Genomic DNA, 23,652 nt, shown 5'->3' on the forward strand with positions numbered 1-23,652 from the left:
GTTATATATATTTTAATACTAAAGCTAGGTTCACTTTTAGAAATATTTTAAATAAAAATACAGCTACAAGTAGTAGGAAAAGGTGATAATTCTGTGTAATTGTCACCTTTTCCATGTTAATTAGTACTATAAAGGGCTTTATTATATGTTTATAAGGAAAAAATATGATAAAATTATATTTGAAGGTTTTATTTAATAGAAATATCTAGGGTTTTCCCAAGAATTAAATTATCAAAGGAGAAACTTTATGGATTACAATAAGTTTAATATAGAAGAGAAATATGATAGCTACAAAAACATAAAAAATGAAGAAGCTGAAAAGATTATTTTTAAGTTAAGCCAAAATGAAACCATGGAGCTGGACTATGACAGTATCATTTTGAAAAGTAAAATGTATTTGAAGCTAGATAAATTTAAAGAAGCAATAGAATGTTTGAAAAAGTCTCTCTCATTTAAGCAAAGCGAGGAAGCTTACGACCTTTTGTCCCTTGCATACTATGAAATTTCAGAGTATAAAGAAGCATTAAATTATGTAAATCTCTCTTTTAAGATATCAGAGGATGAATTTCTCTATAATCATAAAGCGAAGATCTTAGAAAAGCTAAAAGATTATGAGGAGGCCTTTAATTCTTACTATGAGGGATTAAAGTTTTTAATCCACAATAATAAAAGCTATGGGGATTTGGAGATATTTGGGGAGAATTTAGAGAGGACTGGTAATCTATTAAAAGAAAAGTTGCAAAAAAGAATTATTAGGTTTATAACGGAGAAAAATTGCGAAGAACTTTATAATTGCTATAGTAGACTTTTGGATATAATTATAAAAGAGGAAGAGAACGATCAATATCATAGTTTTAATACAGCTAATAATATTAATTACTTGCATCTAATTGAAATAGGAAGACAGGTACTGCTAGATTGCGGATATTTTTTAGAATTATTAAATATCTACAAAACTCTATACAAAGTAGAATGTAATTTAGAATATGAGGATTTAACTTATGTAAATAAGGATTACATTGATAGAAAAATTAAGGAATTAATAGTAGAAACAGAAAATAGAACTTCACTTCAAAATAAAGAAGGGGTTTATTTAAAAGTTCTAGAGGAAGCTATAGCTATTGGAAATAAAGATTTTCATGAATATTTGTATGAAAAGGGTGCCATATTATTTAAAACCTTAAAATACAATGGCGGATTAGAAGTTTTAAGAAAGGTTATAGATGATTCTAATGCAAAAACATCCATTAAAATTAAGGCTTACCAATGTATAATAATAGGCTTAGAAAATATAGGGATAAAAGGCTTAGAAACCTATGAAGCTTACAAAATTGAATTTTCTAATTTTCTCAAAACAAAAGTAGAAGAAGTTTTAAGGGATGAAACCTTAACTTTAGATGAAAAATGTAATATTGTCCTTGAACAATGCGATAGAGCTCTAAATATGAACCTAGATAATAACTATTGGCCTTTAAAAACTGAAGAAGTTTGTTTATTCTTTGGTGAAGAATATGAAGAAACTCCAACTAATCAATCGAATTTCAAAATTATAGAAAGCTATAATAAAGCAATTAAAATATACGATAAGTTAATTCAGTTTAATGAGTACTGTGCCCATGGATATTATAGAAAAGGTAGGGCTATAGTTCTTGTGCTGAGAATATTAAACAGTTCAGAGACAACCACTAAAGATTCAAGAATGGTTCATGATTTACATTGTTATTCCTACTCAGAAGTTATATTTAACTTAAACAAAGCAATAAGCCTTAATCACACAAACTCAAAGTATTTTAATTTACTTTCAAGAACGCACTTTGAAATAGGTGAATATGACAAAGCTCTTACTTATATTGATAAAGCCTTGACTATGGATGAAGGGGAATTATATATAAGTTTAAACAAGGTATTTGTACTAATTAGGAGTCATAAATATACAGAAGCTATTGATGCACTTTTAAGGCTGTCATTTAAGAATACATCTATAGGAAAGGTAAAAAAAACATTTCTACCTAAAAAAGATATATTAAATTTTTTAATGGGGATCTTCAATATATACCCAAGACAGGATAAAATTTACTATCTTATGGCCTATTATTTCTATTACTTAAGTGATTTTAATTATAAGAAGGCTCTAATTTTTATCAATAATGCCATTGAACTTGGAGATGATGAGAGATTTTTCTTGCTTAAGGCCAAGATTTATATGAAAAATGGACAGTATAAAGAGGCAATAAGAGCCTGTGAAGATGCCATAACTATTGATGATCATTATGATGAAGCCTATGCTTTAAAAGAACAATGTAGCAATATGATTGACGGTTAAACTTAATAAAAAGTTTAGCTATAACAAAATAAAAAAATATTAGTATTTATAAATCTTTTTTTCAGAAGGTTGTAGTGTTAAATTGACATTGTAACTTTCTGAAGCTTTTTACTTTTGTGCTTAGTATTTTTACAGAAAAACTCTGATATTAATTTAACTACATGAAGGAATTTAATCATGTTTTAGAAAACTAGTATAGTAGTTAAATATACTGTTTCAATAAAATAACATACAGTTTTTTTACATATATTTTTTCACTTACTATGACTTTGTGATCATTCAAACATATAAAAGATAAAAATATTTTAAATAACTCAATTATGAGTAATCTGTTATAAAACAATTAATACTTTTATAGTACAGATTTCAAAATGATAGTTGTTAATATAACAACTAATGAAGTGTGATTAAATAAAATTGCAATAAAATAATTATGTACTATATTGAATTATTGGTATACAATGGATGTAGAGTTTGCATATAATATAATATGCATAAATGTAAATGGTAACTTGCAGTTATAAAATAAAGTTATAGGGGTGTAAAGATGGATAGTATTTGTATGATGAGATGTGAAGGAAAAGCTTTGCTAGAATGTTTACAGTACCAAGATGCCTTAATAATTTATGACACGCTTTATGAAAAAGATAAAAGTAATTTTACTAGAGAAGATTACATTAATTACATTAGATGTCTAAGAATGTGTAATAGAAATGAAAAAGCCCTTAGAATTTGCAAGGACTTGTATCTTCGCAAAGAGCTATACGAAAATGACAAGACTTTCACTCATCATAACCAACTTTTTGCAGCTATACTTTACGATTGCTATATAGCTAATTTCGATAGTTGGGCGATTAAAGATGAGGATAGATTCTTCAGTGCAGTAGATACTATTTTAAATTTAGTAAGCCAGGAAGAAAGTTATTCCTATGAGAGTGCTGTATTTAGGGCTTTAGAGTATTTATCTAAAAAAGTTATAAAAGATGCAAAGAGAATGTATAATTATTTAAACAAGCTAAATCCCGATAAATTAAGTGATACCCCCCCAACTTATTTAGATCAGAAGGGGAAAGTAATTGAAGTTGGCGGAAGTAAAGAAAAGTGGAAAATGTACTATAATATAATTACTGGAGATGTTCCAAATATCTCGTAATACAATTTAATTAGAATTTTTAGACTATCAGTATATAAGAATTATTAAATTGCAATAACTATGTAGTATTAAGGACTATAGTGTATTACGAAGTAGTATAGATTAATTATATGAATCTATTAGAACTCTAAGTAACCATAAACAATAGGTTTAATTTATTTTGGATAGTAGAAGAACCATAATTATGAAATAATTAATAAGTTCATAGTTTAATCCTATAATAATATTTCTTAGTTCCTTTAATTGTGTAGGGCTAAGAAATATTATTTTGTTTCATTGTTTTAGTGTATTAATATTCATAAGTAAAATATTATGAATGACTATTAAAATTATATAGTTGAATAACCAGTTATATAAATTTGTAGTAATACCTTGAAATCTATGTCCATATTTATAAAATTTAAGTATAGCTATTGTTAAAACTAAATATATTTGGTAAAATGAGTTAGTCGATTTGCTAAATTTGCCCACTGCGGGATAATTTTAGTCCCGAATAGTGGTGTTAAATATCATAAGCTTTATTGGATATTTATTATACATTAAAGTATTATGTATAAGTATTTTGGTAAGAGGAAGGAGACTAATTATGATTTATTCACATGAAGTTCAACAAATGGTATGTGTTGCAAAAGGACCTAACCATGGAGCAGCACCAATACCACAAGAAGGAAAATGGGTACAAGCTAAAGAAGTTAAAGATATATCAGGATTAACCCATGGAGTAGGTTGGTGTGCACCACAACAAGGAGCTTGCAAACTAACTTTAAATGTAAAAGACGGAATTATTGAAGAAGCATTAGTTGAAACATTAGGATGTTCTGGTATGACTCACTCAGCTGCTATGGCTTCTGAAATATTACCAGGAAAAACAATACTTGAAGCACTTAACACAGACTTAGTTTGTGATGCTATAAATACTGCAATGAGAGAATTATTCTTACAAATAGTTTATGGAAGAACTCAAACTGCTTTCTCAGAAGGTGGACTACCTATTGGAGCTTCTTTAGAAGACTTAGGCAAAGGATTAAGAAGCCAAGTTGGAACAATGTTTGGAACTAAGGATAAGGGAACTAGATACTTAGAAATGGCTGAGGGTTATGTTAATAAAGTAGCTCTTGATGAAGAGGATCAAGTAATTGGATATGAATTCATTCACCTTGGAAAAATGATGGATATGATTAAAAAGGGAATGGATGCTAATGAAGCAATGAAAAAAGCAACTGGAAGTTACGGAAGATTTTCTGAAGCTCATAAAGTAATAGATCCAAGACACGAATAGGAAATGGAGGAAGCTAAACATGGCATTATTTGAAAGTTTTGAAAGAAGAATAAATCAAATTCTACCTGTACTTAATAAGTATGGAATAGAATCTTTAGAAGAGGCAAAAGCAATTTGCGATGGAAAAGGCATAGATGTTTATAATATAGTAAAAGAAATTCAACCTATTGCATTTGAAAATGCATGCTGGGCATACATAGTTGGCGCTGCAATTGCTATTAAAAAAGGATGTACAAGCGCTGCAGAAGCTGCTGAAGTTTTAGGAGAAGGAATACAAGCATTCTGCATTCCAGGTTCTGTTGCAGATGACAGAAAAGTTGGAATAGGACATGGAAGACTTGCAGCAATGCTTCTTAGAGAAGAAACTAAATGTTTTGCCTTCTTAGCAGGACACGAATCTTTTGCTGCTGCAGAAGGTGCTATAGGTCTTGCAAAATCAGCTAATAAAGTAAGAAAAGAGCCTTTAAGAGTAATATTAAATGGTCTTGGAAAAGATGCAGCAATGATTATCTCAAGAATTAATGGCTTCACATATGTTCAAACTAAATTTGACTATTACACTGGAAACTTAGAAATAGTTAAAGAAACTGCTTATTCAAAAGGCGAAAGAGCAAAAGTAAGATGCTTTGGAGCTGATGATGTTAGAGAAGGGGTTGCTATAATGCACCATGAAGGAGTCGATGTTTCTATAACTGGAAACTCTACTAACCCAACAAGATTCCAACATCCAGTAGCAGGAACATACAAAAAAGAATGTATTGAAATGGGTAAAAAATACTTCTCAGTAGCATCAGGTGGTGGTACTGGAAGAACACTTCACCCAGACAACATGGCAGCAGGTCCAGCTTCTTATGGTATGACTGATACAATGGGAAGAATGCACTCTGATGCACAATTTGCAGGTTCATCTTCTGTACCAGCACACGTAGAAATGATGGGACTTATCGGAATGGGTAACAACCCAATGGTAGGAGCATCCGTTGCTGTAGCTGTCGCTATTGAAGAGGCTATGAGATAATAAGAAAACAATAAAAAAGAGGTACACTTCATTATTAGTATAAAGCTAATAGATGTGTATCTCTTTTTTTATTATTTTAAGGGTGATGTACAAGTTAAAATAGCAAGGAAATTAAGGTTCAAGCTAATAATAATCTAACTTTTAAAGAGAGGTTTTAGGAGTTTTTAGATAGTTGTAAAGCTAGAAATCTAAGACCTGCAACTATAGAAAGCGCCTACTATTCGTCTATTAGATGCTCTAATTCTTTCTGAAATATGTTTAGATTCTAGCATCTGAAAGTAAAAAAATATGTTTAATTTAAATTCTATACACATTCACTTTACTGTAAAATTATATTATGATACCATAAAAGTAAAATAATGTATTAGTTGTTGTTATATAGGAGTGATGTTATGAGTTATAATTATGATGAAATCTGCCAGATATATGACGATGTTAGGGAAGCGGATTTTGAAATAGTGAAGTTTATGGTTGATAAGGCAGGCATTACAAAAGAAAGTCATGTGCTAGAAGTAGGATGTGGAACTGGAAATTATCTTAAGCTAGTACATAATATGACAAAATCAAAGATTTGGGGAGTAGACCAATCGCTGGGAATACTAAGTAAGGCAAGAGAAAAATGCTGTGATGGAAAGTTTATTCAAGATGATGCTTCAGAACTTTTAAATCTTCCTAACTCAACCTTTAGCTTAGTATTTATGGTAGATGTAATTCACCATATCAAGGATATTGATAAGACCTTTGAAAGTATAAAAAGGATATTAAAAGATAATGGAACTCTAATTGTGTTTTCTGATAGCCATGAGCATATTAGAAATAGGCTTACTTCTAAGTATTTTCCGGAAACATTAGCACCGGAACTTAAAAGATATCCAGATACATCTCAGCTTACTAACAGTCTTTTAAGTAATGAATTTAGGAGTGTGGAAAATGGAATACTTGAGTTGGGACAAGACCAAAACTATGGTGCAAAACTAATCGACATTGCCACTAAAAGAGGCTACTCAATGTTTGGTTTGATTTCTCATGATGAAATACAAAAGGGCGTAGATAGAATTAAGCAAGATATGCTTATGCATCCAGTTGTTTACCAACAAAGAGCTTGCTATGTTTTAGGTAAAAAGTAATATGACAAAATGGCTTTAGTAATAATAAATGTAATAAGTTAAATGTGTTGTTTATTACAAGTGATCACAATTACCTTGTAAAGTAATATATTTTTGTAAAATTATTAGATAAAGTCATGGAGGGATAAAGATGTATATACATTTTGGTATTATTACTCCAGATAATTGGCGGACTTTTAATAAGTTGAAAGTTAAAGAGGACCAAAAAGAATTTGTTGCTTCAAATTTAACAATTCTTGCACGAGCATATGCATTTAGAGACTCAAATAGTCAAGTATATGCTATTTACAATGAGGACATACCTATTGGGTTGTTAATGCAACGTGAATATGAAGAGGATAATCAATTATTTTGCGTATTAGATCAATTTATGATTGCAGAAAAGCATCAAAGAATGGGCTATGGAAAAGCAGCTATGAAACTATGGATGGAGTTGATAAAGAAACAAAATAGGTACAATTCTATTATTCTCTGCTATATTGAAGGAGATGAAACAGCCAAAAATTTGTATCTTAATATAGGTTTTCATCATACTGATGAAGTGGATGGAAATGAAATAGTTATGGAATATATCTTAGAGAATAATCCTTAAATTTTCTTTATAATGTATTAATTTTATATGTGGTGAGGAAAATCCTATTTAATTGATAACTTGTGAGCATAAAGTTGTAAAATAACTAAATCATTTATTGAATTTATTGAATTTATTGAGTGAGGGGATAAAATGATTTACTATAAGGATAGTGAAATTGTAATAAGGGATGTAGAAAATAAAGATGTGGTTAATTTGTTTTCTTGGTCAATTGACCAAGAAATAAATAAACATGATCCAAAACCATTGCCTAAAGATACGAAATCTTTAATGAAAGAGTGTGAAAATTACTGTAGAAGATTTGAGGATGAAATAATAACTAGCCCTATAGAGAAGCGAAAGTATAAGTACTTTTTAATTGAAGATGCAGAAGGAAATTCCATTGGTTTCGTTAACTTTTTTAGCATAGATAAGGAGAAAAAGCAAGGGGAAATGGGAGTTATAATTGGAGATAAAAGATACTGGCAAAGGGGCCTAGGTTATACTTCAGTTAAAGCTGTAATAGATTATATATTCAATCATATGGATATTGAAAGAATCTATATTGAAACTGGTGAAAATAATATACCAGCAATTAACTTATTTAATAAACTTCACTTTGAAAAATGTGGAGAATATTTAGAGGATGAGGATTTTAAGTTTATAGTTATGGAAAAGAAAAGATAATTTGCTATAGTAACTTACTTAAGAAAAGGTTTTAGATAATACATAAATTCTAAAATCTTTTCTTTTTATTTATATTTTTAAAGAATAAATGTCACATAATTTTATATAGTTAGTTTTAAAAACAACCAGGTTCTTAAATGAAAAAGAGGGTTCGGTTGATTAAAATTTACTTGTCAGGTAACAAAATAAAATGAGTCTATTTGATTTTCAAAATAAAAGTTCTACCAAAAATAAATCAACCATATTAGGGTAAAATAAAATAATAAATCAATAGAAAGGTAGGGTTTAAAATGAAAAAGTTATTGATTTTTACTTTATCCTATTTACTATGCGCTATTTTTCCTTGCAGGGAAGTAGTAGCTTTGGAAGATTATAATACTGTGATGAAGAGAGATATACTAAGTTTATTTCTTGCCTATCCAGAGCATGTAACTGGAGTGGAAAAGTCAGCTGAAGGAAATGTTTATGTAATTCTAAAGTCTGGCAAAAAAATATTATACGATGATAGAAAACAAAAAACTCATGATGAAAAGTTAAGTAATCCAGATATCCAAGATATGTTGGAACAGCCTTATCCATTAAATAGCATTGATGATTTACCTGATGTAAACTTTGATCCAGGAAGAGGAAGAATATATAACTTGCTTCATGAAGTTTATGGAAGTAATCAAGGGATAATTGAAAAGAATTTAATAAATTGTAATGGTTGGCAATTCAATAAACAAAACGGAGCAGCAGAAGCATTAAAGTTAGTTTTAAAGGATGTAAATGAAGCTTCAAAAACTAATGCCAAAATTGGTGGGTTTGTATATCCTATAAATGGAACTTATAATTATAGATATGTGTCAGGTACAGGAAGGTTAAGCCCTCATGCTTTTGCTATAGCCATAGATGTAAAGAGTCACCCAAACGATTATTGGAAATGGAATACTAGAAGCAATGGAGAAAAAAGAATGCGAGCTTACCCAAAAGAATTAGTTGAAATTTTTGAAAACCATAACTTTGTTTGGGGAGGAAAATGGGGTCATTTTGACATATTACATTTTGAATATAGACCAGAAATAATATTAAAAGCTAGATATTTTTCTACTCCTATACAGGAGAGTTCAACATGGCACTTTGGTGCCCCAGAGAATGAACAGGTTAAAGAATATATAAATTTAATTGATAATAAGTTAAACTAGTAACAAGAAGTTATTAAAATTAGATATAAGTAAGCTTAAAAGGAACCAGACAAGATTTTATTCATAGGCTTTAGTTGACTTACTTAAATCTTTAGGTATAAACAACCTAACTTTTTTATTAAAGTCTATATATTAATTTTAAAATATAGGGAGGAACCTATGATTAGTTACGAAGAACAAGCATTTTTTGAACTTAAAAAATGGCAGAAAAAGATGAGTAAGAAACCATCTTTTAAAAGTAAGGTTACTAAGGGAGTTCAAAAAAAATTTAATAATTTAGTCCCTGAAAAAGCTCAAAATATTATTACCGAAGCTATTAAAAATATGACTAAGGCTGTGCTTACAGGTTCAGAATTTATTACTAAAGCACCACTATTATATGCAGTTTTAGAAGAGCGGGAAAAGTTGGTTGAAGAAAAGCTAAACTTTTATAGAAAAGCTGCAACAGTAAGTGGTGCTGGAACTGGTGCAGGAGGCCTTCTATTAGGACTCGCGGATTTTCCTATACTTTTGAGCATAAAAATGAAATTTCTATTTGATACGGCTAGCATATTTGGCTTTGATGTAAAGAACTATACAGAAAGATTATATATTCTACATATCTTTTTATTAGCTTTCTCTAGTGATGAGAAAAGATATGAAATATATCATAACATTCTAAATTGGGAAAATTATATTAATACTCTTCCATCAAACTTAAATGAATTTGACTGGAAAAGCTTTCAAATGGAATATAGAGACTATATTGATTTAGCAAAAATGCTTCAACTAGTTCCAGGCATTGGAGCTGTTGTAGGAGCATATGCTAACTATCAGCTAATGGATAAACTAGGAGAAACAGCTATGAATGCTTATAGAATGAGGTTGTTAGGAGGAAGCTCTTCAGATTTATAGAAAGTAGAAACCGAATTTTCTATAAAATAATTTCTTTAAAATCCAAGGCTTTTATTATGTATAAGGTAAATTGTAATATGTAACACAGTGTTTATATAGGATAAATTATTTAGTTCTCTTTTTAAGTTTTTTCTAATATATTTTATGTAGTGATTATGTTAAATCAGACTAATAGAAGGTAGTAGTATATACTAATTAACATATTAAACATGATGTAAACTATGCAATCCTGAGAGAGTATTTTCTATAATTGTCTGAACATAATCACTTAGCAATAGTTAAAGGAGATTATAATGGATTTAAGAGAGAGAGCACTGAATTTTCATAAGCTTCATAAAGGGAAAATAGCCCTACATTGTAAGGTACCAGTGGAAACTAGGGAGCAAATGACCTTAGCATATACTCCAGGAGTAGCTGAGCCTTGTTTAGAAATCAATAAATGCTATGATAAGATTTATGATTACACTGCTAAATCAAATTGGATAGCTATAGTTACAAATGGAACAGCAGTTCTTGGTCTAGGCGACATTGGTGCCCCTGCTGGCTTACCTGTTATGGAAGGGAAGGCAGTATTGTTTAAGGCCTTTGGTGGGGTGGACGCATTTCCACTTTGTTTAGAAACAAAAGATTCAAAGGAAATTGTAAATACTGTTAAGCTCCTTCAATGTTCTTTTGGTGGAATAAATTTAGAAGATATTAAAGCTCCAGAGTGTTTCGAAATTGAAACAGAGCTGAAAAAAGTTTGTAGTATCCCAATTTTCCATGATGATCAACATGGAACTGCTGTAGTATCCTTAGCTGCTATATTTAATTCCTTAAAATTAATAAAGAAAAACTTGAAAGATATAAAAGTTGTGATTAATGGAGCAGGTGCAGCTGGAATTGCCATAGCAAAACTTCTGATAAAATTGGAAGTTAAAGATGTAATATTATGTGATACTATAGGTGCAATTTACGATGGAAGACAAGAGAAAATGAACAAACATAAAATAGAAATGAGTAAGATTTCTAATAAGTTTGTGGAAAAAGGAACCTTAAGGGAAATTATTAAAGATAAAGATGTGTTTATTGGAGTATCAGTGGGGAATTGTGTAGATAGTGATATGATTAAGTCTATGAATAAGGATTCTATTATTATGGCTATGGCAAACCCTATCCCAGAAATTAGTCCAGACTTAGCTAAAAAAGCTGGTGCAAGAATAGTCTGTACTGGAAGATCAGATTACCCAAATCAAGTTAATAATGTTTTAGCTTTTCCAGGAATATTTAGGGGTGCTCTAGATGTTAGGGCATCTGATATTAATGATGATATGAAAATTGCAGCAGCAAAGGCTATAGCTGGGATAATTACTTCAGAAGAGTTAGATGAGGATTATGTAATCCCTGTCCCCTTTGACTTAAGAATAGCACCTAAGGTAGCTGAATATGTTGCAAGAGCTGCAATTCTAACTAAAGTTAATAGAATTCATATCACTCCAGAAGAAGTAAGAGAAAATACTGAAAAACTTCTAAAAAAAATCTAATATCATAACTAGGATATTTTAAGATTGCCAGGTAAAATATTATATAAAACTTAAATAAACGGTAGGCTATTTTAGATAAACTTAAAGGCATTGAGATTATATTAGCTAAGTCTAAAATAGCTTACTCATTACTTTCACAGATGTACAAGCTATTAGTAAAATTTATATGGAACTTAATTGAAAATATAAAGCCATGAAAAGTAATAAATGTGCTGTTAGTGCAATGACACAAAGTAAATCATGGGAAAGTATAGTAAATATTAAAGTATACATATATGCATGATAATTTAGTTTTTTATTTAAAAATTTTATATAGGGTGGTGTAAAGATGAAAAAGATTATAACCAAAGCTTTAGTAGCATTATTATTGGGTTCTTCACTTACTATAGTGGGATGCAACTCAATGCAAAGTGCAAGTACTTCGGGAAAAATTGCGGAAGAAAAACAAAGTAGTTTTACGGAAAAAGAAGTACAAAAGGCAGTAGATGGCATATATAAAGCTTTAATAAATAAGAATTCTGATGAGTATATTAACTATATAAACAGTGCAAGTCTTAAGCATTTAGGCTCTAGTGGTGAAGAAATAAAAAAAACTATTGATACTTATTTGAAAAGTAATGATGTGAAAGAATATAAGATTTTATCAACAGAAGATTTTAATGAAAATACTAAAATTGTAAATACAAGATATGTGGAAATTTCAAAGGAAGGTACCAAATTAGAGCATGAAGATATGCTATTCCTGCAAAAGAACTTTCAAAACAAAGTTGAAATAATATATAATGGAGCCATATCATCGGAAAACTTTCAAGTTTCTGAAACCCCTGAGGGGCAATATAAGTTTAGATTGGAAAAAACTATAGGATTGTTTGATGGTATTGGCGCTATGTTAGCTGTTGAAAATAAAGCAAATTATAAGGTGTCCCTTGGATATGGCAATATATTTGGAAATGTTATTCTAACTACTGAAGATGGAGAAACATATACACTACCCTTTGATGAGGTTAAATTATATAGTCCAAATACAAAGGATAAAATATCATCTTTTACTTATGAAACTACTGATAAAATATCTAAGGTGGAAATTCAAGGTGTTTTTGAACTTAACGAAAATGGCACCCCTAAGGAAGGGTCCCCTAAAACTTATGTTATTTTTGAAAGATAGATTCACATTTTAAAAAAGTATTGAGAAATATGCACAAAATACAGATACTTTCAGTATAAATATACTATCAACTTCTAATATCATCCGTATTAGAACAGTAAAAGTTTTAATTTATTAAGGGAGGTAGTATTATGGCATATTCGAGCAATTTATATATGGTTACATCAAAAGAAGGTTATGAAGCTATATATCACTTAGTTAGAGATTTAAATCAATTGACCAAATTAATGAAATACAAAGGAAATGAGTTCGTATTTATGGAAGTTCCTCATGTAGCAGAGGAATTAACTGAAGAAATTATTGAAATTATGAATGAAAACACTGACAGTATCCCTTGTAGTATCAGAATGACTACTGATTCTCAATTTGGATTCCATGCAGATGAAAGTCATGACTTTGATAATAAAATAGAAGATGTAATTTTACCTAAGCTTATTGAGTATGAAAGTAAAGAAGAATGTGATTATGATAATGATGGCTTTGATGAAGAATACTATGACGATAATAGTAGAATAGCCTTTAGAGTACCTAAGAATTGTAAGGTTGTTTATGATAATTTTAATGAGATGGTATAAAACTCAGAATTAATTTTAGAATTAAAAAGACAAGAATTGATCCTATACTAGGAAATTCTTGTCTTTTTAAAGGCTTCAAAGCTAAAAATTTAATTATTGATGATTCAAATAGTCTTACGGAGATCAAAGTAGAAGTAATATATAAGTTAAATCTTTACTTTGATTCCCTATAACATAAACATCATTAAGTTTATAATTAATAAGCAAACACCATCTTATCTACCTTTAAAGCTTGTGGTTTTGAAAGTAGCCATTTGCTTGTGGCACTAGTATCATAAAAGAATAGTGCACCCTTTGTTGGGTCAACGCCAGCTAAAGCTTCCTTTGCAGCTTTTATTGTTTCATCAGTTGCAGGCTTGTTTATCATCCCATTATCTACAGGAGTAAATTGATTTTTTTCGTATATCACTGATGATATATTGCTAGGAAACTTATCACTTTTAACTCTGTTAACAACAACCGCTCCCACGGCAACTTTGGCTGTATAAGGCTGATTTCCTGCCTCAGCTCTAATCAATCTTCCAAGTAGCTGAAGATCTTCATCATTGTATGGAATTACTGATTCAGGTTTTGTTTCAACACTTGCACTAGAATTTTTAGTGCTAGAAGTTGCGCCTGGAATTTCCAATGTTTCTCCCGAAATAATTAAATTATCCCACTCATCATTGCTTTCCCTTAAGGTATCTAAGGTAATTCCATAGGTCTTAGAACTTCTATATAAGTTATCGCCACTTTGAGCATCATGAGTAATAGCTTTTGCTGAACCAGAACCTGTAAATAAAATTATGGTAGCTCCAATTAGTACTTTTTTAAAATTGTTCATTTTAAACATAGCGTATTCCTCCTTTGCCTCCGAGGTTAGCTGTCGGGTTAGGGGGGAGTTCCCCAGCTACAAAAGTAGCTTCACCCCAAAAAATGTATTCCCCCGTACTCTATAAAAGAGATTCGGCATAACTTGTTTAACTTTTAGTACATTATATATGACATTTACAAAAATGTCATTATTAAATTAAAGGATAATATTCATGCATTTTCATTTAATTCATATATTTGTTAAATATATATTGTTTTTAATTGCAATCTCCATAAACTTAAATATTTATATATAATTCTAAATTATAAGCATATCACATATATTTTTAAAGGGGGTGGAGTTGTGCTTAATATCATAAGTGATACTATTAGATTTCCAGAAGCTCTAGAGGGTGGTAGAACCATTACTAAGGTCTTTAATACCTATCCATACATAACCAGTGAAGCTTCAATTGCAATACAGGGTTTTGATTATGGTTTTTCTAACGAAGAAGGCATGTTTTTTCGTTGCACCATTGAAAGTAAATGTGAGGTAATCTCTTCTTATAGAGTAAAGGTAACTATTACTTTCGGGCTAAGATCGAGAGAGTTTGATAAACCTACAGATGCAACAATAAATTACTCATTATTATTAAATCAAAATTATAGGCCTTAAAGTGGAGATAAAAAAATCAGGCAAATTAATAATTGCCTGATTTTTTTTATGAAATAATTATTTGTTGGTATAACTAGAATTAGTATCTACTGAGTCCATACTAACCATGCTACTTATGTTATTTAAACTATTTACTTCATTAATATCCTCATCACTTAATGTGTTCATATTATATGAATTAGAGTTGTAAGACTTAGACATAGAAGATGTGCTGGAGGTTAAATTATTGCTTTGATTTGCATTTTCTCTAGATTTTGCATTTTGCATCCTCACTTCTTGCAAGTACTTGTCATCCATAGTTATCGCTCCTCTCAAGTTTTAAATTTCTATTAAAATAAAAAGCTAGTCATAGTTTCTCCAATTTTAAGTAACCTATGATAAAATATAATGGTTCTATTAGCATAAATTTCAAGATTCTAAACTCTATATTTTATTATGTTTTTACAAAAATATTATAGTAAAGAAGAAATAATTGTAAGAATATGCTATAATGAAAATAGTTTTTAGATTAACAAATTTCAAATGATTTCAGATATAAATTATCTCTAGATTTAAAAAAATTATGGAGGAGTCTAAATGGAAAAAATAATAAATTATACCAAGGGTGGATTCACTGTAACTACAGATAAAGAAAAAATAGATATAGATACATTACATAATTTTTTTAACAAGTCTTACTGGGCTAATGATAGAACAAAACAGACAATTATAGTTTCAATAGAAAACTCATTGTGTTTTTCAATGTTTAAAGGCGAGAAGCAAATAGGTTTTGCTAGAGTTATAACAGATTATGCTACCTTTGCTTATTTGTGTGATGTATTTATCCAGGAAGACTATAGGGGAAATGGACTTGGAATTTGGATGCTGGAATGCATATTAAATTATCCTAATTTACTAGATTTAAAAAAATGGCTTCTAGCTACAAGAGATGCTCACGAGTTATATAGAAAGTTTGGATTTTCTAGTCTTGTAAATCCTGAAAAATATATGGAGATAGTAAATTAGTTTATTGTTTAATTAAAGTATTTATAGTATGTAATTAAATTTGCCTAAAGTCTAATTATTAATTACTAGGATATGACTAAAATTTGATGATAACCAAATTAAAAGCTCAATAATTATAAATAAAAACTTATGATTAAGTGTAGAGAAAGTTAAAAGCCAACTATTAAAGATTAGCTTTCAACCTTTTCTACTTTTTCTATTTTTTCTTTTTTTACTGTATATTCTCCACCTACACCTTATCTATAATTTAATTCTTCTTTTAATTTATCTAAGGCTTCCTGTGTTAAATAATTATACATTTAATATCCCAGTTTTGTTTAAGTAATAATCTTATCAAAGTATTTATTTTTATTTACATCATAAATAAGGCACATAGGAAAATCAAATAATTAAATAGAGAAAATAGTATATGTATTAATATACTACAATTTAAAATTTAAATTTAATGAACCATTAAGTTAAGGTTGAATATAATAAAATTAGACCAGTTAAATAATTATATATGAACAGGCGATAAATATTAATTTATGCAGCCGGGCTTACTTAAAAGCAGTGGAAAAAAACCATGGGACAATTTATTTTGTGTTCCATGGTTTTTTTATCTTTAAAAGGAGGTAAATTATTATGATAAAAAATAACTTTGCGAAAATAAAAAAAGTCCTTTGGGTAATATTATTCGCTAATATTTTTGTAGCAATATTAAAGATAATTATTGGAAGTTTAATAAACAGTACAAGTATGAGTGCTGATGGGTTTCATTCTTTAACTGATGGTTCTTCTAATATAGTGGGATTAATAGGCATAAGCCTTGCTTCTAAGCCTGAAGATGCTGAGCACCCCTATGGACATAAAAAATTTGAAATGCTTTCAGGTTTATTTATAGCTGGTATGCTACTTGTTATTGGTGTAAAAGTAATTATAAGTGCAATTGATAGGTTTATTAACCCAGTTCCTTTAAAAATAACATCTGATAGCATAATTGCTTTGATATTAACTATCATAGTAAATATTTTTGTATGTAAGTTTGAGTTTAATCAAGGTAAAAAGCTCAATAGTTATATATTAACTTCTGATTCTCTTCATACAAGAAGTGACGTATTTGTATCAATAGGTGTACTTGTTACGCTAATTTGTGTTAAGTTAGGACTACCACCAGTTATTGATTCAATAGCCTCTTTTATTGTTTCAATATTTATTTTACAATCATCCTATGAAATATTTAAATCTGCTAGTGGAATTTTAGTGGATAAAGCAATAATTCAATCTGAAAGGGTAGAAGGAGTTATACTGTCTTTCAAAGAGGTTAAAGATGTTCATAAAATAAGAAGTAGGGGCATTAATAGTGAAATTTATCTAGATATGCACATTAAACTTGAAGCCAATATGAGTGTTGCTCAATGCCACAGCTTAGTTAGACAGATTGAAGAAAAGGTGAGAAAAGAAGTGGATAGTAATATACAGATGATTGTCCATATTGAACCTTTTTATAATAATGAACCTTCAGCTTTTAGAAATGAAATTGTATAAATAGATGAACAATTGAAATATTATTAATATACAAAAATATCATGATAATTCATTTCATGATATTTTTATTTACAAATTTTTCGTATATTATTTATGAAGTTTATACTGGTATATAGGTTTATAAATTTCGGTAAATAAAGGAGTTATTTTATGAAAAAAACAACCTATTTGTTAGATTCCAATATAGTTATAAGAATTTGGAGAGAATATCCTAATCTATTTAGCGAAATAGAGAAAAATCAGTGGATAGATTTTAAGGTGTCAAAGGGAGTGGCTGGTGAATTGTCTCAAAAAGAGTATCATAAGTACAAAGGGATGCCTGTTTTGTCAGATAAATTTTTAAGTCTTTTAAATCATGTTATAGAAGATGAAGACTATAGTTTAGAAAATATTTTTACAGACAAAACTGGACTGAAAATTAAATATAATCCAAGGACTAATATTTATATTATTAATGAGAATAAGTTATCAAAGAATGATTTTAAATTAATTTATCTATGCTTTACACATGATGACTTAGTATTGGTAACGGAAGATAAAAAAATATTAAATTGCGGAAGAGTCATCATTTCTTCAGAAAGAATTTTAGGTTTAAAAGAATTTTTAGAAGTAATAAAAATTCATAACTAAGGAGAGAAAATATAATGAACTCAAAAGGAATTATAATTGATAAATCTTTACAAAGGGATACGAAACTTTATAGATACATGTGTTTAAGTCAGTTTATGAGTTTTGTCGAAACAAGAAAAACTTATCTTACAAGACTTTTGTTTTGGGAGGATAAATGGGAAGTGCCTACAATAAGATTTCTATCTGAAGTAGAAAGCTGTTCTAATATTAATTTTAATGATCAGGAAGTAAAGGATTTGTACGGTCAATGTTGGAGCCTAGAAGGAGTATCCGATGCCCTTTGGAGAATTTATTCAAGGGAAGGTGAAGGAATTTTAATTCAAACTACAGTACAAAAATTCGATTTAATACAAGAAATAACCTATGGTATGTTATCTCCAGTAATATATTATGATAATTTGAGGCAGGTTTCAGAAAAGTTATCATTAGAAACTAAGGATAACTCTTTTCTTACTCAAGGTTTGTTTAAAAGAAAGGCTTTTGAACATGAAAAAGAGGTTAGATTAATAACTTTAAAGGATGAAGTACAGATTGGAAATAAAAGTGATTCTTGTTCACGTCTTGAGATTAGCTTAAATCCATTAGATTTTATTGATGAAATAATTATTGATCCTCGTGCTAAGGATTGGTATGTAAAAACTATCATTGATTACTGTAAAAGATCTGGATTTAAAATAACTCCACAGAAATCTGATTTGTACTGTTCAAAAGATCATATTTAATTTGGGTGGAATTTAAGAGCTGTTTCTATATATTTTCAGTTTATTTAATTATAGTGTATTTAACACCAATAATTTATGAAATTTGCTTAATAAATTATTGAAATGCTAAATAAATTATTAAATAATGTATTATTATGGTATAATATATTTAAAATAAGTAAAAAGTCTACGGGGGGAAAAGTTATGTATATGGTAAATGTTACATCAGACAACTTTGCAGAAAAAGTTAAGAGTATAAAAACAATTATAGTACCCATTGGTTCAGTGGAAGCACATGGACATCACTTGCCACTAGGTACCGATATTTTTTCACCAAGAGTTTTTTGTAATATGCTTGAAGAGAAGATTGGGGATATAGTATGGATTGCACCTGAAATACCATTCGGCCAAAGTTATGATTTGTCTATTTATCCAGGAACTATACATGTACCAACGGAGGTACTAGCACAATATGTATATGAGGTAGGAAGAAGTTTATTTGAAAATGGGATCAAGAACATAATATTTCTAAATGGACACGGTGGAAATGTCAATGCTTTAAATCTTGCAAGCGAAAAGCTTATGGCTTTGGGTGCAGCTGCATTAACTATAAATTGGTGGGTAGATTATTCAAAGGATATTCTAACAATCACTGAAGGACAAGGTCATGGGGGAGAAGATGAGACATCAGCGGTATTATTTTATAATGAATCTCTTGTAGAAATGGATAAAGCAATAATTAATAATAGGAAACCTACAATGAGAATGTATTTTAAAGATAGAGGAAAAGTTATATATAAGGATGCCTTATCAGGAAATTCAACCCTTGCAAATAAGGAAAAAGGCAAAAAAATATTTAGTTTAGTCAGTGATAGAATTATTGAAACAATTAATATGGTAATAAGTGAAACTTATTATACTGATTAGGTAGTATATAAAAGCTAGTATAAAACCACCATAATAGAGAAGATTTATATTCTTTATTATGGTGGTTTACAATATGTTTACGTTTGCTTATTTCCACAATAAGGACAATACTCAAAACTTCCATTTAAAGATCTTTTACAACTTTTACATAGCTTTTCTACGTAAATAGGTGATAACTCCCAATAAGTAAGTTCAACATCTTCTCTAATACTTAAGTTTCTTCCTTTCTCGTCAGATATACCATATAAAGAGTTACAAGTCTCACATAATAGGTAGTAACTATGGGCCCATTTAAATAAGGGTACAAAGAAAAAATGAAACCTATTGTAGTTTTGTATTAACGTTAAGTAATTTGCACTGCAATTAGGACATTCACTACTCACTACTTTGATTTTTTCTTCCTTGCTATCAACGCCCATTATGCCAATAAAAAACATTAATATCTCTCCTTCTATAACAAATTTCGTTACTTATTTTTTGCTTTTATAAAATATAGTATAGTTTAAAAGTAAAATATATAAAATAGACTTAAAACTATTATTTCAAATATTAAAACAAATATTAAAATTATTTTGAGGTGATTTTATGGGTTTAACAGGTTTTTATTTAATGCCGCATCCCCCTATAATTATACCCACTATAGGAAAGGGAGAGGAAAATAAGATTAGCAAAACAATTGATTCATTAAATACGATAGCAAAAGATATCAAAGAAAAAAGTCCTAACACTATAATTATAATAACTCCTCATGGAACCATGTTTGGTGATGCAATTTCCCTAGCATATGAAGATACTCTTAAAGGGGACTTAAAAAAATTTGGTGAGTATAATACCTCAATGGAGATAGAAGTTGATAAGAAACTTACAAGTAAGATATATGAATTTGCAGTTCAGAAGAATATTCCTTGTGTTATGGCTACAAATGAACTTTTAAGGCAGTTTAATTCTAATGTTGAAATAGACCATGGGGTTTTTGTTCCCTTGTTTTTCATTAATAAAAAATTTAAAGATTATAAAATTGTGCACATTACCTACGCACCTTTAAGTGATTTGGAACTTTATAAGTTTGGAATGTGTATAGATGAGGCAGCTAGAGAGCTTAGCATGAATGTCGTTTTAATTGCAAGTGGTGATTTATCACATAGATTAAAGAAAGAGGGTCCTTATGACTATAGTCCTTATGGAGAAGTTTTTGACAAGGAGTTTTTAGACTTGCTTCAAAAGGGAGATCCGCTGGGCGTTATGAGCATTGATAAAAAAACTATCACAGGGGCAGGGGAGTGCGGCAGAAGATCTATACTTATGCTTTTAGGAGCACTAGATAAAAACAAATTTACAGGAGAACTAATGAGCTATGAGGGTACCTTTGGAGTGGGATATGGAGTAATGAAATTTAATAAAATTAGAGAAGATGAAACTAAGGTGGATAGAATTGAGGAACTTAAAAAGTCTCTGTATAAAAATAAGTTAAATGAGAAGGACCCTTATGTAAGGCTTGCACGAGAGAGTTTAACCAATTATTTAACTACTGGAAGAGAGCTAGAATGTATTCCAAATTATGTTACTAATGAAATGAAAGGTTTAAAGAGAGGAGTGTTCGTTTCCTTAAAAAAAGAAGAGGAATTACGAGGTTGCATTGGTACAATATTTCCTGTGACTGATTCTATAGCAGAGGAAATATTAAGAAATGCTATAGAGGCTGGAATAAATGATCCAAGATTTTACAGAGTTGAGGAGCAGGAATTGATGGATATTGATTTCTCTGTAGATGTACTTACTGAACCAGAACCTGCAATTGAGAGTGAATTAGATCCTAAAAAATATGGCGTTATTGTGAGAAGCAACGGAAAAACAGGCCTTCTTTTGCCAGATTTAGAGGGTGTAGACACAGTGGCGGATCAACTATCAATAGCACTTAGAAAAGCAAATATATACTCTCAGGATTATACCATAGAAAAATTTGAAGTTATTAGGCACATGGAAGAGTAAAAAGTAAGGTGGTCTTTAAATGAAAACTGAAGCAATGTTTTATGAAAAGCTAGAAAATAAGATACACTGTTTTTTATGTCCTCACAATTGTGTAATTGAGGAAAATCATTATGGAAAATGCAATGTTAGAATCCATGAACATGGAAAACTTTATACCATTAATTATGGGGAAGTAACATCAGTTTCACTAGATCCTATTGAAAAGAAGCCACTTCATTACTTTAAACCTTCAACAAATATATTGTCAGTGGGGTCTTTTGGATGTAATTTCACCTGTGGATTTTGTCAAAATCACCAAATTTCTCAAGTTAAAGCTCCAAGTAACTTTATCACCAAGGAAAAGTTAGTAGAATTAATATTGACTGTAGAAAATAATATCGGCATAGCGTTTACTTATAATGAACCATCCATTTGGTTTGAATATGTTTATGAGGTTTCTAAGCTATTAAAGGAAATGAATGAAAAAGCAGCAGTAGTACTTGTAACCAATGGATATATTAGCGAAGAACCTTTAAAAATGCTTTTACCTTATGTAGATGCTATGAATATTGACCTTAAAAGTTATAATAATAAGTACTATAATGAAATATGCGGAGGAAATTTAAGTCCAGTACTTAAAACTATAGAAATAGCTAACAAAAGATGTCATGTAGAAGTAACAACTTTGTTAGTTAGTAACGAGAATGATTCTATGGAGGAAGTAGGGGATATTGCTAAATTTTTAAGTATTATAAATAATAATATACCATTACATTTGTCACGATATTTTCCAAGATACAAAATGGATAATCCACCTACAAGTGTTGAGGATATGATTAGAGCAGAAAAGGTAGCGAAAAAGTATTTAAATAGAGTGTCACTTGGAAATATGTAAATAAAAATTATATGACAAGTAATTTTATAGTTAATTTTAATTATAAAAAGAGTAGAGTATAAGAAAAATATGTTTTATTTTAGTCAACAAGTTAATTTAAAGTGAATATAAATATAATAGACATACTTAGTGGGGAGGTCTATTATGGCTGAATTTATTACAATTTCATTTCTTATTTTTGCTATGGTTCTATGTGGACTAAAAGAAGGGTATAAAAACTAAATTAATGAAATTTGATGTTTAATCTATTATTTATGACATTAATTAACCATATACTTTTTATCATTATTAAAGTATATGGTTTTGTTTTGTAACAATGAAAATATAATGTAAATTAATGGACTAATTGTAAACATACTGTAAAGAATAAAAGAAAGTTATCGTTGATTGCTTGAATGTGTTACAATAAAATTGAAAAATACTTTTACACTATTAATATAATTTAAAATATAATATAGGGGGAGAAAGAATGCTACCTAAATATGAAACCTTATACTTATATCAAATATGCGAAATTAACTTATCTTCAAGAGTAAAAACATATGAACTTGATCCCATGAAAACATACACATTAATTGATAATGAGTGTATAGATGACAAAGAATGCAAAATAACTAAGACTAAAGAGTTTAGAGGAAATTCTGAGGATAAAGATAGATTCTTTAAGGCGCTAAAAGGTGATTTTATTCTTTGTTTAAAGCAAAACTTTGTAAAAGGCGATTTAACTGCTGCTTTTATTGAAGATGATGAAGTATATGTTACTAAGAATTTTGCTGTTTTAACTCCAAAAGAGTATATTAATCCTGATTTAATTATGTGGGCTTTTCATCAAGATTATGTAATTTCACAAATAAAGCCTTTAAACATTGGAAGAAATTTTTTTCAAGTAACAGCAGATGAACTATCAAAAGTGTTAATTCCAGTTGAAATATATGCAGATAAAAATAATAATTAATATACAAAAGGCTTGTACTTGCTATGTGAGTACAAGCCTTTTTATGTTTTAAACCGAAATAATTTTTATCTATTTAA

24 protein-coding genes and 2 riboswitches are annotated in these 23,652 nt (G+C 29.3%); of the genes, 21 read left to right on the top strand and 3 right to left on the bottom strand.

What is annotated here, in order from left to right; all coding sequences use genetic code 11:
* Window positions 1-247 precede the first annotated feature (247 nt).
* The 12 genes from J2Z44_RS02715 (at window position 248) to J2Z44_RS02770 (ending at window position 13,499) form a co-directional block, all read left to right on the top strand.
* Window positions 248-2,323 carry a tetratricopeptide repeat protein gene (locus J2Z44_RS02715; RefSeq protein WP_021284063.1) on the top strand — a complete coding sequence of 692 codons (2,076 nt, stop codon included), beginning with the start codon at window positions 248-250 and terminating at the stop codon, window positions 2,321-2,323.
* A 547-nt stretch (window positions 2,324-2,870) separates the two neighbouring features.
* Window positions 2,871-3,476 (top strand): hypothetical protein, encoded by a 606-nt coding sequence (locus tag J2Z44_RS02720; RefSeq protein ID WP_021284064.1) that lies wholly within the window; start codon window positions 2,871-2,873, stop codon window positions 3,474-3,476.
* 586 nt (window positions 3,477-4,062) lie between these two features.
* Window positions 4,063-4,755 (top strand): iron-sulfur cluster assembly scaffold protein, encoded by a 693-nt coding sequence (locus J2Z44_RS02725; RefSeq protein ID WP_017416026.1) that lies wholly within the window; start codon window positions 4,063-4,065, stop codon window positions 4,753-4,755.
* 19 nt (window positions 4,756-4,774) lie between these two features.
* Window positions 4,775-5,773, top strand: a complete 999-nt coding sequence (locus J2Z44_RS02730) for a GGGtGRT protein (RefSeq protein WP_021284065.1) — start codon at window positions 4,775-4,777, stop codon at window positions 5,771-5,773.
* A gap of 392 nt (window positions 5,774-6,165) precedes the next feature.
* On the top strand, window positions 6,166-6,900 hold the full coding sequence (locus J2Z44_RS02735; protein ID WP_021284066.1) for a class I SAM-dependent methyltransferase: 735 nt from the start codon (window positions 6,166-6,168) through the stop codon (window positions 6,898-6,900).
* 130 nt (window positions 6,901-7,030) lie between these two features.
* On the top strand, window positions 7,031-7,492 hold the full coding sequence (locus J2Z44_RS02740; protein WP_021284067.1) for a GNAT family N-acetyltransferase: 462 nt from the start codon (window positions 7,031-7,033) through the stop codon (window positions 7,490-7,492).
* A 132-nt stretch (window positions 7,493-7,624) separates the two neighbouring features.
* Window positions 7,625-8,158 carry a GNAT family N-acetyltransferase gene (locus J2Z44_RS02745; protein WP_021284068.1) on the top strand — a complete coding sequence of 178 codons (534 nt, stop codon included), beginning with the start codon at window positions 7,625-7,627 and terminating at the stop codon, window positions 8,156-8,158.
* Window positions 8,159-8,448: 290 nt separating this feature from the next.
* Complete coding sequence (locus tag J2Z44_RS02750) at window positions 8,449-9,342, top strand: M15 family metallopeptidase (RefSeq protein WP_209649321.1); 894 nt, start codon at window positions 8,449-8,451, stop codon at window positions 9,340-9,342.
* A 159-nt stretch (window positions 9,343-9,501) separates the two neighbouring features.
* Window positions 9,502-10,236 (top strand): EcsC family protein, encoded by a 735-nt coding sequence (locus J2Z44_RS02755; protein ID WP_021284071.1) that lies wholly within the window; start codon window positions 9,502-9,504, stop codon window positions 10,234-10,236.
* 293 nt (window positions 10,237-10,529) lie between these two features.
* Window positions 10,530-11,759 (top strand): NAD(P)-dependent malic enzyme, encoded by a 1,230-nt coding sequence (locus J2Z44_RS02760; protein WP_021284072.1) that lies wholly within the window; start codon window positions 10,530-10,532, stop codon window positions 11,757-11,759.
* 328 nt (window positions 11,760-12,087) lie between these two features.
* Window positions 12,088-12,924 (top strand): hypothetical protein, encoded by an 837-nt coding sequence (locus J2Z44_RS02765; RefSeq protein ID WP_209649322.1) that lies wholly within the window; start codon window positions 12,088-12,090, stop codon window positions 12,922-12,924.
* A gap of 131 nt (window positions 12,925-13,055) precedes the next feature.
* Entirely contained in the window at window positions 13,056-13,499 is a 444-nt protein-coding gene (locus J2Z44_RS02770; protein WP_021284075.1) for a hypothetical protein, read from the top strand.
* Between the two features lie 196 nt (window positions 13,500-13,695).
* Here the strand turns inward: J2Z44_RS02770 and J2Z44_RS02775 are convergent, their stop codons facing one another.
* Window positions 13,696-14,331, bottom strand: coding sequence for a cell wall hydrolase (locus J2Z44_RS02775; protein ID WP_021284076.1), 636 nt, complete (start codon window positions 14,329-14,331; stop codon window positions 13,696-13,698).
* Window positions 14,332-14,335: 4 nt separating this feature from the next.
* Window positions 14,336-14,460: riboswitch (cyclic di-AMP (ydaO/yuaA leader) on the bottom strand.
* Between the two features lie 195 nt (window positions 14,461-14,655).
* Here J2Z44_RS02775 and J2Z44_RS02780 point away from each other — a divergent pair.
* Window positions 14,656-14,967, top strand: a complete 312-nt coding sequence (locus tag J2Z44_RS02780; protein WP_021284077.1) for a hypothetical protein — start codon at window positions 14,656-14,658, stop codon at window positions 14,965-14,967.
* 57 nt (window positions 14,968-15,024) lie between these two features.
* Here J2Z44_RS02780 and J2Z44_RS02785 read toward each other — a convergent pair whose 3' ends face one another.
* A complete protein-coding gene (locus J2Z44_RS02785) occupies window positions 15,025-15,264 on the bottom strand; it encodes a hypothetical protein (RefSeq protein ID WP_021284078.1) in 240 nt (79 codons plus the stop codon).
* Window positions 15,265-15,543: 279 nt separating this feature from the next.
* Between J2Z44_RS02785 and J2Z44_RS02790 the strand changes: the two genes are divergently transcribed.
* From J2Z44_RS02790 to J2Z44_RS02810, 5 genes are all read left to right on the top strand, one after another.
* Window positions 15,544-15,972 carry a GNAT family N-acetyltransferase gene (locus J2Z44_RS02790; protein WP_021284079.1) on the top strand — a complete coding sequence of 143 codons (429 nt, stop codon included), beginning with the start codon at window positions 15,544-15,546 and terminating at the stop codon, window positions 15,970-15,972.
* A gap of 492 nt (window positions 15,973-16,464) precedes the next feature.
* A riboswitch (NiCo riboswitch) is annotated at window positions 16,465-16,548 on the top strand.
* A gap of 48 nt (window positions 16,549-16,596) precedes the next feature.
* On the top strand, window positions 16,597-17,499 hold the full coding sequence (locus tag J2Z44_RS02795; protein ID WP_021284080.1) for a cation diffusion facilitator family transporter: 903 nt from the start codon (window positions 16,597-16,599) through the stop codon (window positions 17,497-17,499).
* Window positions 17,500-17,649: 150 nt separating this feature from the next.
* Complete coding sequence (locus tag J2Z44_RS02800; protein ID WP_021284081.1) at window positions 17,650-18,129, top strand: PIN domain-containing protein; 480 nt, start codon at window positions 17,650-17,652, stop codon at window positions 18,127-18,129.
* 14 nt (window positions 18,130-18,143) lie between these two features.
* Window positions 18,144-18,851, top strand: coding sequence for a DUF2971 domain-containing protein (locus J2Z44_RS02805; RefSeq protein ID WP_021284082.1), 708 nt, complete (start codon window positions 18,144-18,146; stop codon window positions 18,849-18,851).
* A gap of 183 nt (window positions 18,852-19,034) precedes the next feature.
* Entirely contained in the window at window positions 19,035-19,757 is a 723-nt protein-coding gene (locus tag J2Z44_RS02810; RefSeq protein ID WP_021284083.1) for a creatininase family protein, read from the top strand.
* A gap of 77 nt (window positions 19,758-19,834) precedes the next feature.
* Here the strand turns inward: J2Z44_RS02810 and J2Z44_RS02815 are convergent, their stop codons facing one another.
* Complete coding sequence (locus J2Z44_RS02815) at window positions 19,835-20,194, bottom strand: zinc ribbon domain-containing protein (RefSeq protein WP_021284084.1); 360 nt, start codon at window positions 20,192-20,194, stop codon at window positions 19,835-19,837.
* A gap of 148 nt (window positions 20,195-20,342) precedes the next feature.
* Between J2Z44_RS02815 and amrA the strand changes: the two genes are divergently transcribed.
* The 3 genes from amrA to J2Z44_RS02830 all read left to right on the top strand — a co-directional run bounded on the left by amrA (window position 20,343) and on the right by J2Z44_RS02830 (window position 23,575).
* Window positions 20,343-21,746 (top strand): AmmeMemoRadiSam system protein A, encoded by a 1,404-nt coding sequence (gene amrA, locus J2Z44_RS02820; RefSeq protein ID WP_209649323.1) that lies wholly within the window; start codon window positions 20,343-20,345, stop codon window positions 21,744-21,746.
* Window positions 21,747-21,765: 19 nt separating this feature from the next.
* Window positions 21,766-22,620, top strand: a complete 855-nt coding sequence (gene amrS, locus J2Z44_RS02825; RefSeq protein ID WP_021284087.1) for an AmmeMemoRadiSam system radical SAM enzyme — start codon at window positions 21,766-21,768, stop codon at window positions 22,618-22,620.
* 469 nt (window positions 22,621-23,089) lie between these two features.
* Window positions 23,090-23,575, top strand: a complete 486-nt coding sequence (locus tag J2Z44_RS02830; protein WP_021284088.1) for a hypothetical protein — start codon at window positions 23,090-23,092, stop codon at window positions 23,573-23,575.
* Window positions 23,576-23,652: the final 77 nt, after the last annotated feature.

The organism is Clostridium punense, assembly GCF_017874425.1.
GTDB classification, from domain to species: domain Bacteria; phylum Bacillota; class Clostridia; order Clostridiales; family Clostridiaceae; genus Clostridium_J; species Clostridium_J punense.

What these genes read in the sequence shown, in the direction of transcription:
- J2Z44_RS02715 (WP_021284063.1), top strand. Translation starts at nt 248, where the DNA reads ATGGATTACAATAAGTTTAATATAGAAGAGAAATATGATAGCTACAAA.
- J2Z44_RS02720 (WP_021284064.1), top strand. Translation starts at nt 2,871, where the DNA reads ATGGATAGTATTTGTATGATGAGATGTGAAGGAAAAGCTTTGCTAGAA.
- J2Z44_RS02725 (WP_017416026.1), top strand. Translation starts at nt 4,063, where the DNA reads ATGATTTATTCACATGAAGTTCAACAAATGGTATGTGTTGCAAAAGGA.
- J2Z44_RS02730 (WP_021284065.1), top strand. Translation starts at nt 4,775, where the DNA reads ATGGCATTATTTGAAAGTTTTGAAAGAAGAATAAATCAAATTCTACCT.
- J2Z44_RS02735 (WP_021284066.1), top strand. Translation starts at nt 6,166, where the DNA reads ATGAGTTATAATTATGATGAAATCTGCCAGATATATGACGATGTTAGG.
- J2Z44_RS02740 (WP_021284067.1), top strand. Translation starts at nt 7,031, where the DNA reads ATGTATATACATTTTGGTATTATTACTCCAGATAATTGGCGGACTTTT.
- J2Z44_RS02745 (WP_021284068.1), top strand. Translation starts at nt 7,625, where the DNA reads ATGATTTACTATAAGGATAGTGAAATTGTAATAAGGGATGTAGAAAAT.
- J2Z44_RS02750 (WP_209649321.1), top strand. Translation starts at nt 8,449, where the DNA reads ATGAAAAAGTTATTGATTTTTACTTTATCCTATTTACTATGCGCTATT.
- J2Z44_RS02755 (WP_021284071.1), top strand. Translation starts at nt 9,502, where the DNA reads ATGATTAGTTACGAAGAACAAGCATTTTTTGAACTTAAAAAATGGCAG.
- J2Z44_RS02760 (WP_021284072.1), top strand. Translation starts at nt 10,530, where the DNA reads ATGGATTTAAGAGAGAGAGCACTGAATTTTCATAAGCTTCATAAAGGG.
- J2Z44_RS02765 (WP_209649322.1), top strand. Translation starts at nt 12,088, where the DNA reads ATGAAAAAGATTATAACCAAAGCTTTAGTAGCATTATTATTGGGTTCT.
- J2Z44_RS02770 (WP_021284075.1), top strand. Translation starts at nt 13,056, where the DNA reads ATGGCATATTCGAGCAATTTATATATGGTTACATCAAAAGAAGGTTAT.
- J2Z44_RS02775 (WP_021284076.1), bottom strand. Translation starts at nt 14,331, where the DNA reads ATGTTTAAAATGAACAATTTTAAAAAAGTACTAATTGGAGCTACCATA.
- J2Z44_RS02785 (WP_021284078.1), bottom strand. Translation starts at nt 15,264, where the DNA reads ATGGATGACAAGTACTTGCAAGAAGTGAGGATGCAAAATGCAAAATCT.
- J2Z44_RS02790 (WP_021284079.1), top strand. Translation starts at nt 15,544, where the DNA reads ATGGAAAAAATAATAAATTATACCAAGGGTGGATTCACTGTAACTACA.
- J2Z44_RS02795 (WP_021284080.1), top strand. Translation starts at nt 16,597, where the DNA reads ATGATAAAAAATAACTTTGCGAAAATAAAAAAAGTCCTTTGGGTAATA.
- J2Z44_RS02800 (WP_021284081.1), top strand. Translation starts at nt 17,650, where the DNA reads ATGAAAAAAACAACCTATTTGTTAGATTCCAATATAGTTATAAGAATT.
- J2Z44_RS02805 (WP_021284082.1), top strand. Translation starts at nt 18,144, where the DNA reads ATGAACTCAAAAGGAATTATAATTGATAAATCTTTACAAAGGGATACG.
- J2Z44_RS02810 (WP_021284083.1), top strand. Translation starts at nt 19,035, where the DNA reads ATGTATATGGTAAATGTTACATCAGACAACTTTGCAGAAAAAGTTAAG.
- J2Z44_RS02815 (WP_021284084.1), bottom strand. Translation starts at nt 20,194, where the DNA reads ATGTTTTTTATTGGCATAATGGGCGTTGATAGCAAGGAAGAAAAAATC.
- amrA (WP_209649323.1), top strand. Translation starts at nt 20,343, where the DNA reads ATGGGTTTAACAGGTTTTTATTTAATGCCGCATCCCCCTATAATTATA.
- amrS (WP_021284087.1), top strand. Translation starts at nt 21,766, where the DNA reads ATGAAAACTGAAGCAATGTTTTATGAAAAGCTAGAAAATAAGATACAC.
- J2Z44_RS02830 (WP_021284088.1), top strand. Translation starts at nt 23,090, where the DNA reads ATGCTACCTAAATATGAAACCTTATACTTATATCAAATATGCGAAATT.